Source organism: Streptomyces sp. NPDC006384 (assembly GCF_042870695.1).
In the GTDB taxonomy this organism is placed as follows: Bacteria; Actinomycetota; Actinomycetes; order Streptomycetales; family Streptomycetaceae; genus Streptomyces.
In genome coordinates, this window is record NZ_JBIAHR010000021.1 from 35,707 (window position 1) to 50,934 (window position 15,228).

12 protein-coding genes and 1 pseudogene are annotated in these 15,228 nt (G+C 71.9%); all 13 read left to right on the top strand.

Translation table 11 applies throughout. The features are described 5' to 3' along the window. Positions 1–101: 101 nt before the first annotated feature. A complete protein-coding gene (locus tag ACFYOJ_RS25975; protein WP_356555034.1) occupies positions 102–770 on the top strand; it encodes a GntR family transcriptional regulator in 669 nt (222 codons plus the stop codon). Continuing rightward, complete coding sequence (locus ACFYOJ_RS25980) at positions 767–1,675, top strand: dihydrodipicolinate synthase family protein (protein ID WP_356555036.1); 909 nt, start codon at positions 767–769, stop codon at positions 1,673–1,675. The genes ACFYOJ_RS25975 and ACFYOJ_RS25980 overlap by 4 nt, the downstream gene beginning before the upstream one ends. Then, positions 1,672–3,414 (top strand): L-arabinonate dehydratase, encoded by a 1,743-nt coding sequence (gene araD, locus ACFYOJ_RS25985; protein ID WP_356555038.1) that lies wholly within the window; start codon positions 1,672–1,674, stop codon positions 3,412–3,414. The genes ACFYOJ_RS25980 and araD overlap by 4 nt, the downstream gene beginning before the upstream one ends. Positions 3,415–3,553: 139 nt before the next feature. Continuing rightward, positions 3,554–4,489, top strand: coding sequence for a sugar ABC transporter permease (locus ACFYOJ_RS25990; RefSeq protein ID WP_356555039.1), 936 nt, complete (start codon positions 3,554–3,556; stop codon positions 4,487–4,489). Beyond that, positions 4,486–5,382: a carbohydrate ABC transporter permease gene (locus tag ACFYOJ_RS25995; protein ID WP_356555040.1), complete on the top strand. Its 897-nt coding sequence runs from the start codon at positions 4,486–4,488 to the stop codon at positions 5,380–5,382. The genes ACFYOJ_RS25990 and ACFYOJ_RS25995 overlap by 4 nt, the downstream gene beginning before the upstream one ends. Continuing rightward, entirely contained in the window at positions 5,379–6,674 is a 1,296-nt protein-coding gene (locus tag ACFYOJ_RS26000; protein ID WP_356555042.1) for a pectate lyase, read from the top strand. Before ACFYOJ_RS25995 ends, ACFYOJ_RS26000 begins: the two co-directional genes overlap by 4 nt. After that, entirely contained in the window at positions 6,671–7,831 is a 1,161-nt protein-coding gene (locus ACFYOJ_RS26005) for a Gfo/Idh/MocA family oxidoreductase (RefSeq protein WP_356555044.1), read from the top strand. Before ACFYOJ_RS26000 ends, ACFYOJ_RS26005 begins: the two co-directional genes overlap by 4 nt. Then, a complete protein-coding gene (locus ACFYOJ_RS26010) occupies positions 7,828–8,673 on the top strand; it encodes a PmoA family protein (RefSeq protein WP_356555046.1) in 846 nt (281 codons plus the stop codon). Before ACFYOJ_RS26005 ends, ACFYOJ_RS26010 begins: the two co-directional genes overlap by 4 nt. Then, positions 8,670–10,187 carry a family 43 glycosylhydrolase gene (locus ACFYOJ_RS26015; protein WP_356555048.1) on the top strand — a complete coding sequence of 506 codons (1,518 nt, stop codon included), beginning with the start codon at positions 8,670–8,672 and terminating at the stop codon, positions 10,185–10,187. The genes ACFYOJ_RS26010 and ACFYOJ_RS26015 overlap by 4 nt, the downstream gene beginning before the upstream one ends. A 33-nt stretch (positions 10,188–10,220) precedes the next feature. After that, a pseudogene (locus tag ACFYOJ_RS26020) lies at positions 10,221–11,270 on the top strand (polysaccharide lyase family 1 protein); the annotation flags it as partial. Between the two features lie 93 nt (positions 11,271–11,363). Continuing rightward, on the top strand, positions 11,364–12,728 hold the full coding sequence (locus ACFYOJ_RS26025; protein WP_356555050.1) for a sugar ABC transporter substrate-binding protein: 1,365 nt from the start codon (positions 11,364–11,366) through the stop codon (positions 12,726–12,728). Between the two features lie 271 nt (positions 12,729–12,999). Continuing rightward, positions 13,000–13,800, top strand: coding sequence for a rhamnogalacturonan acetylesterase (locus tag ACFYOJ_RS26030; RefSeq protein ID WP_356555052.1), 801 nt, complete (start codon positions 13,000–13,002; stop codon positions 13,798–13,800). Between the two features lie 30 nt (positions 13,801–13,830). Then, positions 13,831–15,177: a polysaccharide lyase family 1 protein gene (locus ACFYOJ_RS26035; protein WP_356555053.1), complete on the top strand. Its 1,347-nt coding sequence runs from the start codon at positions 13,831–13,833 to the stop codon at positions 15,175–15,177. Positions 15,178–15,228: the final 51 nt, after the last annotated feature.

Genomic DNA, 15,228 nt, shown 5'->3' on the forward strand with positions numbered 1-15,228 from the left:
TACTCCGTACGTCATATATGAGACGCGATACGTGAGATCGGATATCCCAGAGCCGGATGTCCGAGGTCCGCGCATCCGACGCGAGATTCCGAGAGGCGCGCATGACCTCTGTGCCCACGCCGATCCCCTCCCGCACGCAGTACGTGCTGGAGGAGATCAAACGCCGCATCCTCACCGGGCGGCTGACTCCCGGCCAGGCCCTGGTCGAGACCGACCTCGCCGCACAGTTCGGGGTGTCCAAGACACCGGTGCGCGAGGCGCTCAAGACCCTGGCCGGCACCGGACTGGTCGTGATGAGCCAGTACAAGGGCGTCACCGTGCGCATGGTGGACGCGGACATGGCGCGCGAGGTCTACGACGTGCGGCTGCTCCTGGAGCCGGAGGCACTGCGGCGCGCGGTCCGCCGCGGCGCCTCCCTGGACGCGGCCCGCGACGCGCTGACCCGGGCAGACCAGGCCACGGACACCGCCGAACGCTCCCTCGCCAACCGCGAGTTCCACCGCGCCCTGTACCTGCCGTGCGGCAACCCGCTGCTCGGCCGGATGCTCGACGAGGTCCGCGACCAGGCGGCCCTGGTCTCCGCCGTCGCCTGGGCCGCCGACCCCTCCTGGGAGCAGGAGGCCACCGAGCACCAGGACATCCTGCGTCTCGCCCTCGCCGGCGACGCGGACGGCGCGGCACGCGCCCTGCACGCCCACATCGCGTCGTTCGTCGAGCGGGCCTTCCCCCACACGGATCCCGAGGCCCAGGAAGAGGTCGGTCAGACATGACAACGACGTTCGAGACCCAGCGGGCGGCCCTGGCCGACGTGGTGGCGATCCCGGTGACCCCGTTCGCCGAGGACGGCTCCGTCGACCCGGCCACGTACCGGGCCCTGCTGCGCCGTCTCCTCGACGCCGGGATCACGACCCTCACCCCGAACGGCAACACCGGAGAGTTCTACGCCCTGACCCCGGCCGAGCGGCGCCTGGTCACCGAGCTGACCGTCGAGGAGGCCGGCGACGGCACCGCCGTCCTGGTCGGTGTCGGCCACGACGTGCCCACCGCGGTGGCCTCCGCGCAGCACGCCCGTGAGCTGGGCGCCCGGATGGTGATGGTCCACCAGCCCGTCCACCCCTACGTCTCCCAGGCCGGCTGGGTCGACTACCACCGCGCGATCGCCGAGGCCGTGCCCGAGCTGGGCGTCGTGCCCTATCTGCGCAACGCCCAGCTCCCCGGCTCCCGCCTCGCCGAACTCGCCGACCACTGCCCCAACGTCATCGGCGTCAAGTACGCCGTCCCGGACGCGGCCCGGTTCGCCGCCTTCGCCCGCGACGCCGGCCTCGACCGCTTCGTGTGGGTGGCCGGACTCGCCGAGCCGTACGCCCCCTCGTACTTCTCCGCCGGCGCCACCGGCTTCACCTCGGGCCTGGTGAACGTCGCCCCGGCCGTCTCGCTGAACATGATCGAGGCGCTCCGGGCCGGCGACTACCCGGCCGCCATGAAGGTCTGGGAGCAGATCCGCCGCTTCGAGGAACTGCGCGCCGCCAACGGCTCCGCCAACAACGTCACCGTCGTCAAGGAGGCCCTGGCCTCGCTCGGACTGTGCCGCCGCGAGGTCCGCCCGCCGAGCAGGCCGCTGCCCGAGGACGAGCGCGCCGAGGTCGCCGCCATCGCCGCGGGGTGGGCGATATGAGCGCCCCCAGGAAGCGCCCGGAGGAGCTGCGCAGCCACCAGTGGTACGGCAGCGGCGTCTCGTCGGGCCTGCGCTCCTTCAGCCACCGTGCCCGCACCCGCCAGCTCGGCTACCTGCCCGAGGAACACCTCGGCAAGCCGGTCATCGCGATCCTCAACACCTGGTCCGACATCAACCCCTGCCACGTCCACCTGCGCGACCGCGCCCAGGCCGTGAAGCGGGGCGTGTGGCAGGCGGGCGGCTTCCCGCTGGAGTTCCCGGTCTCCACGCTCAGCGAGACCTTCCAGAAGCCGACCCCGATGCTCTACCGCAACCTGCTCGCGATGGAGACCGAGGAGCTGCTGCGCTCCTACCCGGTCGACGGCGCCGTGCTGATGGGCGGCTGCGACAAGTCCACGCCCGCCCTGCTCATGGGCGCCGCCAGCGTCGACCTGCCGGCGGTGTTCGTGCCGGCCGGCCCCATGCTCCCCGGCCACTGGCGCGGTGAGACCCTGGGCTCCGGCACCGACATGTGGAAGTACTGGGACGACATGCGGGCCGGCCTCATCGGCGACTGCGAGATGCAGGAGCTGGAGAGCGGCCTGGCCCGCTCGCCCGGCCACTGCATGACGATGGGCACCGCCTCCACGCTGACCGCCGCCGCCGAGGCCCTCGGCGTCACCGTCCCGGGCGCCTCCAGCATCCCGGCCGTCGACTCCGGCCACGACCGGATGGCCGCCGCGGCCGGACTGCGCATCGTCGAACTGGTCCACCGGGACCGGAGGCTGAGCGACATCCTCACCGCCGACGCCTTCCACGACGCCGTCACCACCGTGCTCGGCCTCGGCGGCTCCACCAACGCCGTGATCCACCTGATCGCCATGGCGGGCCGCGCGGGCGTCACCCTCACCCTCGACGACTTCGACCGCATCGCCCGCACCGTCCCGGTGCTGGCCAACGTCCGCCCCGGCGGCCGGAAGTACCTGATGGAGGACTTCCACTTCGCCGGCGGCCTGCCCGGCTTCCTCTCCCGCATCCCCGACCTGCTCCACCTGGACCGGCCCACCGTCTCGCACGACACGATGCGCGAGCAGATCGCCGGCGCGCGGGTGCACGACGACGACGTCATCCGGCCCCGCGACAACCCGGTCGCGAGCGAGGGCGGAGTCGCCGTCCTGCGCGGCAACCTCTGCCCGGACGGCGCCGTCATCAAGCACATCGCCGCCGAACCGCACCTGCTCAAGCACACCGGCCGGGCCGTCGTCTTCGACGACTACAAGACCATGCAGCGCACCATCGACGACCCGTCGCTGGGCATCACCGCCGACAGCGTGCTGGTGCTGCGCAACGCCGGACCCAAGGGCGGCCCGGGCATGCCCGAGTACGGCATGCTGCCCATCCCCGACCACCTGCTCAGGCAGGGCGTGCGGGACATGGTGCGGATCTCCGACGCCCGGATGAGCGGCACCAGCTACGGCGCCTGCGTGCTGCACGTGGCGCCCGAGTCGTACGTCGGCGGACCGCTCGCCCTCGTGCGCACCGGCGACACGATCACCCTCGACGTGGAGGCGCGCACCCTGCGCCTCGAGGTGGACGACGACGAGCTGGAACGCCGCAGGGCCGCCTGGACCCCGCCGCCCGCCCGCCACGAACGCGGCTACGGCGCGCTCTACGACGACCAGATCACCCAGGCCGACACCGGCTGCGACTTCGAGTTCCTGGCCCGCCCGGGCACCGTGCAGGACCCGTACGCCGGCTGACCCCCGCCACGGCGGGAGACCGTACACGTCTGCCCTGGCAGAAAGCGCTTCCTGTGCCACCTGCGTGCAGCGCTCACGCACCGCACACGGCACCGCCCACGCACCGCACACGCACGACGTACCAGAACGGAGAACTGTCATGGCCCAAGCCGCAGCCGTGGCGAAACCGCCCGCGCCACCGAGGCGGCGCCGTGCCTCCGCCACGCCGCGCAGGCTCCCGTACCTGCTGATCGCCCCCGCCGCCCTGCTGATGCTGGGCTTCATCGCCTACCCGGTCATCAGCGTCTTCTACTACAGCCTGCAGAACTACAACCCCACCAAGCCGTGGCGGAACGGCTTCGCCGGCCTCGACAACTTCACCAAGATCTTCACCGACGACCCCATGTTCTGGGACACCCTCGTCTTCAGCGCGAAGTGGGTCTTCGTCGAGGTCGGACTGCAGCTCCTCTTCGGCCTGGCGCTGGCGCTCATCGTCAACCAGACCTTCGTGGGCCGGGGGATCGGGCGCGCCCTGGTCTTCTCCCCGTGGGCCGTCTCCGGCGTGCTGACCTCCGCGATCTGGGTGCTCCTCTACAACTCCCAGACCGGCATCACCCGTTACCTCGCCGACATGGGCATCGGCTCGTACGGCACCAGCTGGTTGTCGGACACCTCCACCGTGTTCTCCGCGGCGGTCGTCGCCGACCTGTGGCGCGGTGTCCCCTTCTTCGCGATCCTCATCCTCGCCGACCTCCAGTCCGTCTCCAAGGACCTCTACGAGGCCGCCGAGGTCGACGGCGCCAGCCGCATCCAGCAGTTCTGGCACATCACGCTGCCCCACCTGAAGGACGCCATCATCCTGTCCACCCTGCTGCGCGCGGTGTGGGAGTTCAACAACGTCGACCTCCTCTACACCCTGACCGGCGGCGGACCCGCGGGCGTGACCACGACCCTGCCCCTGTACATAGCCAACACCAGCGTCGACGCCCACAACTTCGGCTACGCGTCGGCCCTCACCACCGTCGCGTTCGTGATCCTGCTCTTCTGCTCGATCGTCTACCTGCGGCTGAGCAAGTTCGGAGGCGAGAACAAGTGATCACCAAGGAGGCCCCCGCGCCCGCCCCCGCGCCCCTGCGGGCCGGCCACGAGCCGCCGCGCGCCGCGAAGAAGCACCCCGCCTGGGACGAGGTCCCCCGCTGGCAGATCTACCTGCCGCTCGGCGTCTACCTCGTCTTCACCCTGATCCCGTTCTACTGGATCCTGCTCTTCGCGCTGCGCCCGGCCGGCTCGACCTCGCTCGTGCCCTGGCCGATGACCTTCGAGCACTTCGAGAAGGTGTGGACCGACCGCGCCTTCGGCACCTTCTTCCAGAACAGCCTGCTGGTCGGCATCGCCACCCTGTTCACGACGACGCTCGTCGCCCTGGCCGGCGGCTACGCCCTCGCCCGGTTCGACTTCAGGATCAAGCGGGGCTTCATGCTCGCCCTGCTCTGCTCCCAGTTCGTGCCCGGCGCGCTGCTGCTGGTCCCGCTGTTCGAGATCTTCGCCGGACTGCAGATGATCAACTCGCTCGGCAGCGTCATCATCGCCGAGACGGTCTTCCAGCTGCCGCTGTCGATGATCCTCATCAGCAACTTCATCAAGAACGTGCCGTACTCCCTGGAGGAGGCCGCCTGGGTCGACGGCTGCGGACGGTTCCAGGCCTTCCGGATCGTCGTGCTGCCGCTGCTGCGCCCCGGCCTGATCGCCGTCGGCTCCTTCGCCTTCGTGCACTCCTGGAACCACTTCCTGTTCGCCCTGATGTTCCTCAACGACCAGGGCAAGCAGACCATCCCGGTCGGCCTCAACACCCTGATGAGCGCGGACAGCGTCGACCTCGGCGCGCTCGCCGCCGGCGGCATCATCGCGGCCGTGCCCGTGGTGCTCGTCTTCGCCTTCATCCAGAAGTGGCTGATCACCGGCTTCAGCGCGGGGGCGGTGAAGGGATGAGACTGCGACACGCGGCCGCCGCCGCCGGACTCCTCGCCCTGCTCTGCGTCCCCGCCCACGCGGACGGCACCCGGGACATCAGCCGCGACACCCTCGGCCCGGACGACGGCTGGGCCGCGGCGGAGGGCGGCACCACCGGAGGCGCCGCCGCCGACGACGCCCACGTCTTCACCGTCACCGACCGGGCCGGACTGGTCCGCGCCCTCGACAACGGCAGCGACACCCCGAAGATCATCAAGATCGCCGGGACCATCGACGCCAACACCGACGACGACGGCCGGCGCCTGGACTGCGCCAACTACGCGACCGACGAGTACAGCCTGAAGAAGTACCTGGCGGCCTACGACCCCCGCACCTGGGGCGCCGCCAGGCCCAGCGGCCCGCAGGAGGAGGCCCGCAAGGCCTCCGCCGCCCGGCAGGCCGAACGCGTCGTGCTGACCGTCGGCTCGAACACCACCCTCGTCGGCCTCGGCGACGACGCCGTCCTCAAGGGCGCGAGCCTCCAGGTGAAGGACGCGGACAACGTCATCGTCCGCAACCTCGAACTGCGCGACGCCTACGACTGCTTCCCCGTCTGGCAGCCCAACTCCGGCGGCCTCGGCGACTGGAAGACGGCCTACGACAACCTCTGGCTGAAGGGCGCCACCCACGTCTGGGTCGACCACGTCACCCTCAGCGACAAGGGCCACCCGGACGAGAAGGAGCCCACCCTCTTCGGCCGCAACTACCTGCGCCACGACGGCCTGCTCGACATCACCAACGAGTCAGACCTGGTCACCGTCTCCTGGAGCCGCTTCGCCGACCACGACAAGGCGATGCTCATCGGCAACGGCGACTCGGCCACCGGCGACCGCGGCAAGCTCCGGGTCACCCTGCACCACAACGAGTTCGAGTCCGTCGCCCAGCGCGCCCCGCGTGTCCGCTTCGGCCAGGTGCACCTCTACAACAACCGGTACGTCGTCGACGAGAAGGACGCCGACTACCGCTACTCCATCGGCGTCTCCACCGAGTCCCGCATCCACGCGCAGAACAACGCCTTCCACACCCCCGGCCACGTCGAGGCCGCCGACCTGGTCAAGAGCTGGAACGGCAGCGCCCTGCACGCGAGCGGCAACGTCTTCAACGGCTACCCGGTGGACCTGCTCACCATCTACAACGCCTACAACTCCGGCAGCGAACGCGACCTGACCGCCGACGTCGGCTGGACCCCCGTCCTGCACGGCCCGGTCGACAGCGCCGCCGAGGCCGACCGGGCGGTGGCCGGGGGCGCGGGCGCGGGGAGGCTGCGATGAACGCGCCGCTGCCCGTCGTCCTCGCCGGCGCCCGCGGCCACGGCCGCTGGCACGTCGCCAACATCCGCCGCCTGGAGCGGGCGGGGCTGGTCCGGCTGGCCGGCATCTGCGAGCTGACCCCGCTGACCGAGGAGGAGGCCGGCGGGGAACTCCCCGAGCAGTCCGCCGACCTCGGCGCCCTGCTGGACTCCACCGGCGCCCGGATCGCCGTGATCTGCACGCCGATCCCCACCCACACCGACCTCGCGCTGACCGCCGCCCGCCGGGGCGTGCACCTGCTGCTGGAGAAGCCCCCGGCACCGTCGTACGCCGAGTTCCGGCGCATGGCCGACGGGATCGCCGAGGCCGGCGTCGCCTGCCAGATCGGCTTCCAGTCGCTGGGCTCGCACGCCGTGCCCGCGGTCCGCGCGCTGCTCGCCGAGGGCGCGATCGGCGAGGTGACGGGCGTCGGCGGGGCCGGCGCCTGGGTGCGGGACGAGGCCTACTTCCGCCGGGCGCGCTGGGCGGGCCGCCGGCGCCTGGACGGCGCCGACGTGATCGACGGCGCGCTGACCAACCCGCTCGCGCACGCCGTCGCCACCGCCCTCGCGCTGGGCGGCACCGCCCGCGCCGAGGACGTCACCGGCGTCGAGACCGAGCTGAGCCACGCCAACGACATCGAGGCCGACGACACCTCCTGCGTACGGATCACCACCACCCGCGGCCACCGGGTCACCGTCGCCGCGACCCTGTGCGCACAGCGGGCGCACGAGCCGTACGTCCTGGTCCACGGCGACCGGGGCCGCATCACCTTCTGGTACAAGCAGGACCGCGTCCTGCTCCAGCGCGCCGGCCACGGCCCCGAGGAGTACGACCACGGCCGCACCGACCTGCTGGAGAACCTCGTCGCCCACCTCACCGACGGCGCCGGGCTGCTGGTCCCCCCGGAGGCGGCCGGCGCGTTCATGAAGGTCGTCGAGGCGGTCCGCCGCGCCCCCGATCCCCAGGCGCTGCCCGAGGGCGCCTGGCGCGCCGTGCCCGGCGAGAGCCGCCGCGTGGTGCCCGGCGTCGACGCACTCGTGGACGCCGCCGCCGACACCCTCTCCCTGTACTCCGAGCTCGGCGCCCCGTGGGCGCCCCGCACGGAGCACCCGCTGAAGGAGGCGAGCACCCGATGACCGCCGCCGACTCCCCGGTGCTGCGCGTGGCGGGCCGCCCCGTCGGCCGGTACGTCGTCCGGCCCGAAGTGCCCGGCCGGCTCTCCCCGCGCCCCTGCCTGCACCCCGTCACCACCCTGGCCGGCACCGCCGTCACCGAGTTCGCCCCCGCCGACCACCTCCATCACCTCGGCGTCGGTGTCGCCGTTCCCGACGTCGAGGGCCACAACTTCTGGGGCGGACGCACCTACGTCCGCGGCCAGGGGCCGACCGAGCTCGACAACCACGGCACCCAGCGGCACACCGCCTTCCAGCTCTGCGACCCCGACGGCTTCGTCGAGGAGCTGCGCTGGACCGCCGCCGGCACCGAGCTGCTGCGCGAGCACCGCACCGTCGCCGCCACCGCGCTCACGGACACCGCCTGGGCGCTGGACCTCACCTTCTCCCTCACCAACGTCACGGGCGCGCCGCTCTCGATCGGCAGCCCCGCCACCAACGGGCGCCCCGGCGCGGCCTACGGCGGCTTCTTCTGGCGGGCCCGCAAGGAGAGCACGGCCCCGCGCGTCTTCACCGCGGACCGCGAGGGCGAGAAGGACGTCCACGGCACCACCGCCGACTGGCTCGCCCTCACCGGCACCACCTGGTCGCTGGTGTTCGCCGGCGCCACCGAACGGACCCGGCGCGACCCGTGGTTCGTGCGCACCGAGGAGTACCCGGGCGTCGGCTCCTCCCTCGCCCACGACGAACGGCTGACGGTCGCCCCCGGCGACACCCTCGTCCGCCGGATCGTCACCGTCGTCGCCGACGGCCGCCTCGACGCCGACGACGCCGCGACCCTCGTACGAAAGGCGGTGAACCCGTGACCCCCCAGACCGCGGACACCTACACCAACCCGATCCTGAACGCCGACTGGTCCGACCCGGACGTCGTCCGCGTCGGCGACGACTTCTACCTGACCGCCTCCAGCTTCGGCCGCGCCCCCGGCCTGCCGCTGCTGCACTCCCGCGACCTGGTCAACTGGACCCTCGTCGGACACGCCCTGGAGCGCCTGGAACCGGCGGACGCCTTCGCTGCGCCCCGCCACGACTGCGGCGTCTGGGCCCCCTCCCTGCGCCACCACGCCGGCCGCTTCTGGATCTTCTGGGGCGACCCCGACCAGGGCGTCTTCCAGGTCAACGCCCCGGACATCCGGGGTCCGTGGACCGAGCCGCACCTGGTCAAGGCCGGCAAGGGCCTGATCGACGCCTGCCCGCTGTGGGACGAGGAGACCGGCGAGGCCTATCTGGTGCACGCCTGGGCCCGCTCCCGCGCCGGCATCAAGAACCGCCTCACCGGGCACCGCATGAACCCCGACGGCACCGGGGTCCTCGACGAGGGCAAGGTGATCGTCGACGCCGACCGCATCCCCGGCTGGTTCACCCTGGAGGGCCCCAAGCTCTACAGGCACGACGGCTGGTTCTGGATCCTGGCGCCCGCCGGGGGAGTGGAGACCGGCTGGCAGGGCGCCTTCCGCTCCCGCGACTTCTTTGGACCCTACGAGGAGAAGGTCGTCCTGGAACAGAAGGACACCGACGTCAACGGCCCCCACCAGGGCGGCTGGGTGCGTACCGCGGCCGGCGAGGACTGGTTCCTGCACTTCCAGCAGCGCGGCGCCTACGGCAGGGTGGTCCACCTGCAGCCGATGACGTGGCCGGAGGGAGACTGGCCGGTCCTCGGCGACGACGGCGCCCCGGTCACCGTCCACCGGCGCCCCGCCCTGCCGCCGCAGCCGCCGGCCGCGCCCGCGACCGACGACGACTTCCCCGGCGGACGGTACGGCCACCAGTGGTCCTGGACCGCCAATCCCGGCGAGGGCTGGACCGCGCACCACTCCGGGGACGGGCTCCGGCTCACCTGCGTCCGCACGGCCGACGCGCACGACCTGCGCAAACTGCCGAACGTCCTCACCCAGCGGCTGCCCGGCCTGCCGGTGTCCGTCGAGGTGGAGCTTCGCCTGGACAGCACGGAGCCGGGCGCCCGGGCCGGGCTCGCGGTGCTCGGCGACGCCTACCGCTGGATCGGGCTCCAGCGGGGCACCGACGGGGAGGTGCACCTGGTGCACCGGTTCGCCGAGTCGGTGGCCGAGGCCGAGCGGGACGCCGACCACCCCCGCGTCGCACCCGGCGGACGGGTGCGGCTGCGGATCGAGACGGCGCCCGGGGCGCGCTGCCGCTTCTCCTACGACCTCGGCGACGGCCCGAGGCCCACCGGCCAGGTCTTCGCCGCCACCCCCTGGCGCTGGGTCGGCGCCCTGCTGGGCCTGTTCGCGCTCGCACCCGCCGGCGAGGGACACGCCGGTGCCGCCGAGTTCACCCGCTTCAGGATCACACCGCAGTAACCCACCTCACCCCCGAGCCTGTTGGGAGCCGCAATGACGCACCTTCCGAGCAAGCGCACACCAGGGACCGGCAGAACCATCGGCACCGTCCTGGGCCTGGTCACCGCCCTGGCCCTGGGCACGGCGGGGCAGGCGCACGCCGCCGCCCCGCCGGAGGAACGGACGGCGGTCAACCCGCACCTGGGCGACCGCCCGCACGGCTTCGCCTCCCTGGCCGGCGGCACCACCGGCGGCGAGGGCGGGAAGGTCGTCACCGTCACCGACCAGGCCGCGCTGGAGAAGTACGCGGCGGCCGAGGAGCCGTACGTCATCCGGGTGGCGGGCACGATCGAGGCCGAGCCCTTCGGCGCGGAGATCGTCGTCGCCTCGGACAAGACGATCGTCGGTGTCGGCGACACCGGCGAGATCGTCCACGGCGAGCTGAACCTGAAGCCCGGCACCCACAACGTGATCATCCGCAACCTGACGATCCGCGACTCGGCGGTCCCCGGCAACTGGGACTGCAAGGACACCGACTTCGACGGCATCCAGATGGACACCGTCCACCACGTGTGGGTCGACCACAACCGCTTCTCGAACATCTGCGACGGGCAGCTCGACGTCCGCAAGGACAGCGAGTACGTGACCGTCTCGTACAACCGCTTCGAGAACAACAACAAGACGTTCGGGCTGGGCTGGACGAAGAACGTCAGGACGCAGATCACCATCGACCACAACTGGTTCTCGAACACCAAGCAGCGCAACCCCTCGGTGGACAACGCCGCCTACGCGCACCTCTACAACAACTACCTGACGGCGCAGGCCGATCCGGGCGACCCCGTGTGGACGTACGGGAACTGGTCGCGCGGCGCCACGAAGATGGTCATCGAGAACAGCTACTACCGGGACGTCCAGCACCCCTACCAGGCCGACGCCACCGCGGAACTCGTGGAGCGCGGATCGATCCTGCGCAACACCACGGGCCGCCACGACGAGTGGGGCGACGCCTTCGAGCCGCGTGACTTCTACGACTACCGGCTCGACCCGGCGGCGGCCGTGCCCGCGCTGGTGAAGCGCTTCTCGGGACCGCAGAAGCAGCTCGGCACCCACTGAGCCGCCCGCGGCACCACCCACCGACCCCCCCCCACGTTGTTCAGCACCGCACCGTTGGATCCAGAAGAAGAAGAGAGCCGACCAATGAAGATCAGCATGCGCAGCAGCAGAAGCACAGGCAGGCGCCGGACGACCGCCGCCGTCGCGCTGGGGGCCGTGCTCGCGCTGACCGCCACCGCCTGCGGTGACGACGGCAGCGGAGCGGGCGGCGACAAGGGCGCCGAGGGCAGCGGCACGGGGAAGATCGTCTTCTGGGACAACAACGGCGGTATCCGCACGGCCGTGTGGAAGGAGATCATCGCCGACTTCGAGAAGGCCAACCCGGACATCGACGTCGAGTACGTCGGCATCGCGGCCAAGGAGTACCAGTCCAAGGTCGACACCGCCATCCAGGGCGGCGGCCTGCCGGACGTCGGCGGCGTCGGCGCGGCGATGATCGCCGGGTTCTCCGCCCAGGGCGCGCTGGAGCCGCTGGACAACCGGCTCACCGGGTCGTCCCTGAACGGCAGGATCAACAAGGAGATGATCGAGTCCCTGCGGGCCGCCGGCGGCGGTGACGGCCGTCTCTACTCGGTGCCGACCTCCGCCAACAACGGTGTGCTGTACTACCGCACCGACCTGTTCGAGAAGGCCGGCCTGGAGGCGCCGACGACCTGGGACGCCTTCTACAAGGCGGCCGAGAAGCTCACCGACGCGGGCAAGAACGAGTTCGGCTACACCATCCGCGGCGGTTCCGGCTCCATCGCCCAGGCCGTCGACGCGATGTACGGGCAGTCCGGCATCACCTCGTTCTGGGACAGCGAGAAGAAGAAGACGACCCTCAACGACCCGAAGAACGTCGAGGCGCTGGAGAAGTACGCCGGCCTCTACAAGAGGGTCACGCCGGCCGCCGACGTCAACAACGACTTCGCCAAGATGGTCGCCCAGTGGGACTCGGGCACGATCGGCATGCTCCACCACAACCTGGGCTCCTACCAGGACCACGTGAAGGCGCTCGGCGTGGAGAAGTTCCGCGGCATCCCGCAGCCGACCGGCGCCTCCGGCAAGCGCGTCCAGGTGTCCAACCCGGTCGACGGGCTCGGCCTGTTCAAGAGCTCCAAGAACAAGGAGGCCGCCTGGAAGTTCATCGAGTTCGCCGCCTCGCACAAGGAGAACTCGAAGTTCAACGAGTCGGCCGGGCAGGTGCCGGCGAACACCGACGCCGCGAAGGACCCGTGGGTCTCCGAGGCCGAGCCGACGAAGCTGGCCGCCGAGGCGCTGAGCGACGGTTCCACGACCATCGTCCAGCTGCCGTACTACCTGCCGGACTGGAACACCATCTCCAAGGCCGACAACGAGCCGAACTTCCAGAAGGTGCTGCTCGGGAAGATGAGCGCGAAGGAGTTCCTGGACACGATGGCCGAGCAGCTGAACACGGCGCAGGCCGAGTGGAACGAGCAGAAGGGCTAGTGCGGGCCTGATCCCCGCCGTGGGACGGCCCGTGGTCCGCGGGCCGTCCCCGGCCGGTCGCGCACACGCGGCCGGTCGCGCACACGCGGCGGGGCCGCACCCCACCACGGCCCCGCGGGGCCCGCCCCCCCCCCTGGGGCGCGCCGGGGGCGGGGGCCCCCCCCCCGCCGGGGCCCCCCCCCGCGGCGGGCCCCCCCCCGGGGGGGGGCCCCCACCCGGGGGCGCCCCCGCGCCCCCAGGGAATCTGGTCCCCTCTCGAAAGGTGCACAGCGTGGCTCTCAGCCGAAGGCAAGTCACCGCGGCCGCCGTCGCCGCCGTCCCCCTCGCGGTCGCCGGCGCCGGTACCGCACAGGCCGGCGGGCGAGGCACCCGCACCCTCCACATCGCCGGCGACTCCACCGCCGCGCAGAAGTACGCCGACGCCGCGCCCGAGACCGGGTGGGGCATGGCGCTGCCGTTCTTCCTCCGCAAGGATCTCCCCGTCGCCAACCACGCGGTGAACGGCCGCAGTTCCAAGAGCTTCGTGGACGAGGGAAGGCTGGACGCGATCCTCCGCGTGATCCGTCCCGGCGATCTGCTCCTCGTCCAGTTCGGGCACAACGACCAGAAGCGCGACGACCCCTCCCGCCACACCGAGCCCTGGACGACGTACCAGGACCACCTGCGCCTGTACGTCGAGGGCGCCAGGGCCCGCGGGGCGCGGCCGGTGCTGGCGACGTCCGTCGAGCGGCGCCGGTTCGACGCGGCCGGGAACGCGACGACCAGCCACGGCGAGTACCCGGCGGCGATGCGGGCGCTGGCCGGCGAGGAGGGCGTGGCCCTGCTCGACGTACAGGCGCTGTCGCTGGCGCTGTGGCAGCGGCTCGGTGTCGAGGGGACCAAGACGCACTTCAACTGGACCGCCACCGAGCAGGACAACACCCACTTCAACCCGCCGGGCGCGATCGAGGTGGCCCGGCTGGTGACGCGGGAACTGCTGCGCACCCGGGTGCTGGCGCGCCGGGACGTGCGCCGGCTGGACGAGGAGATCCCCGCGTCCTGGATCGGCTGGCCGCAGCCGGCCACCGCGTAACCCCCGTATCCGGAGAAGGAGAGCCGCACCATGAGCACACGGAGATGGCATGCACATGCCACAGGGAGGGCGGTCGTGCTGGCGGGCTGCACCGCCCTCGTGCTGGGCCTGACCACCGGCACCGCCCAGGCCCGCCCCGGCCACCCGCACCACCCCCACCACCCGCGCGACATCGCCCGGCAGACGCTGCCCGCGAACGACGGCTGGGCCTCCCACGGCACCGGCACCACCGGCGGAGCCGCCGCCGACGCCGAGCACGTGTACACGGTCACCACCTGGGCCGGGTTCAGGGCCGCCCTCGCCGCCGGCGGCGACGCGCCGAGGATCATCAAGGTGAAGGGCACCATCGACGCCCTCTCCGGGGGCTGCGAGTCCTTCGCCGCCCCCGGCTACGACTTCGACGCCTACCTCGAGAAGTACGCGCCGGAGAAGTGGGGCCTGGACACCGACCTGAGCGCCGAGCCCGACGACAGCCCCGAAGGGCTGCGCCGCGCCTCCGCCGCCCGGCAGGACCAGGCGATCAAGGCGTACGTCCCCGCGAACACCACGATCATCGGCATCGGCCGCGACGCCGGCTTCAAGGGCGCCAGTCTGCAGATCAAGGGTGTGGACAACGTCATCGTCCGCAACCTCACCTTCGAGAGCCCCGTCGACTGCTTCCCGCAGTGGGACCCCACGGACGGCGCCAGGGGCAACTGGAACTCCGAGTACGACAGCGCCGTCGTCCACGGCTCGACCCACGTCTGGCTGGACCACAACACCTTCACCGACGGCGAGCACCCCGACAGCGCGGCCCCGGTCCACTTCGGCATGCTCTACCAGCAGCACGACGGGCAGCTGGACGTCGTCAAGGGCGCCGACCACGTCACCGCCTCCTGGAACGTCTTCACCGAGCACGACAAGACGATCCTCATCGGCAACAGCGACGGCGAGTCCACCGCCGCCGTCGACCGGGGCCACCTCAAGGTGACCTTCCACCACAACCTCTTCAAGAACCTCGTCGAACGCGCGCCCCGCGTCCGCTTCGGCCAGGTCGACATCTACAACAACCACTTCGTGGCCTCGGACGGCTACGCCTACAGCTTCGGCGTCGGCAAGGAGTCCGCGATCGTCGCCGAGCACAACGCCTTCACGCTCCCCAAGGGCGTCAGCCCCGCCAAGATCCTGAAGAAGTGGAGCGACGCGCCGGTCACCGCCGCGCACAACCGGGTCAACGGCCGCGCCGTCGACCTGATCGCCGTGCACAACGCCGAGATCCCCGCCGAGACCCTGCGCTCCGGCGCGGGCTGGACACCCGCCCTGCGCACCGAGGTCCTCCCGGCCGCGGCCGTCCCCCACGTCGTCGACCGCGGTGCGGGCGCCGGCCGCCTGCGCTGACGCCGCACCACCCGAACCGGGCCGGGGCGCCCGCACCGCCCCGGCCCACCC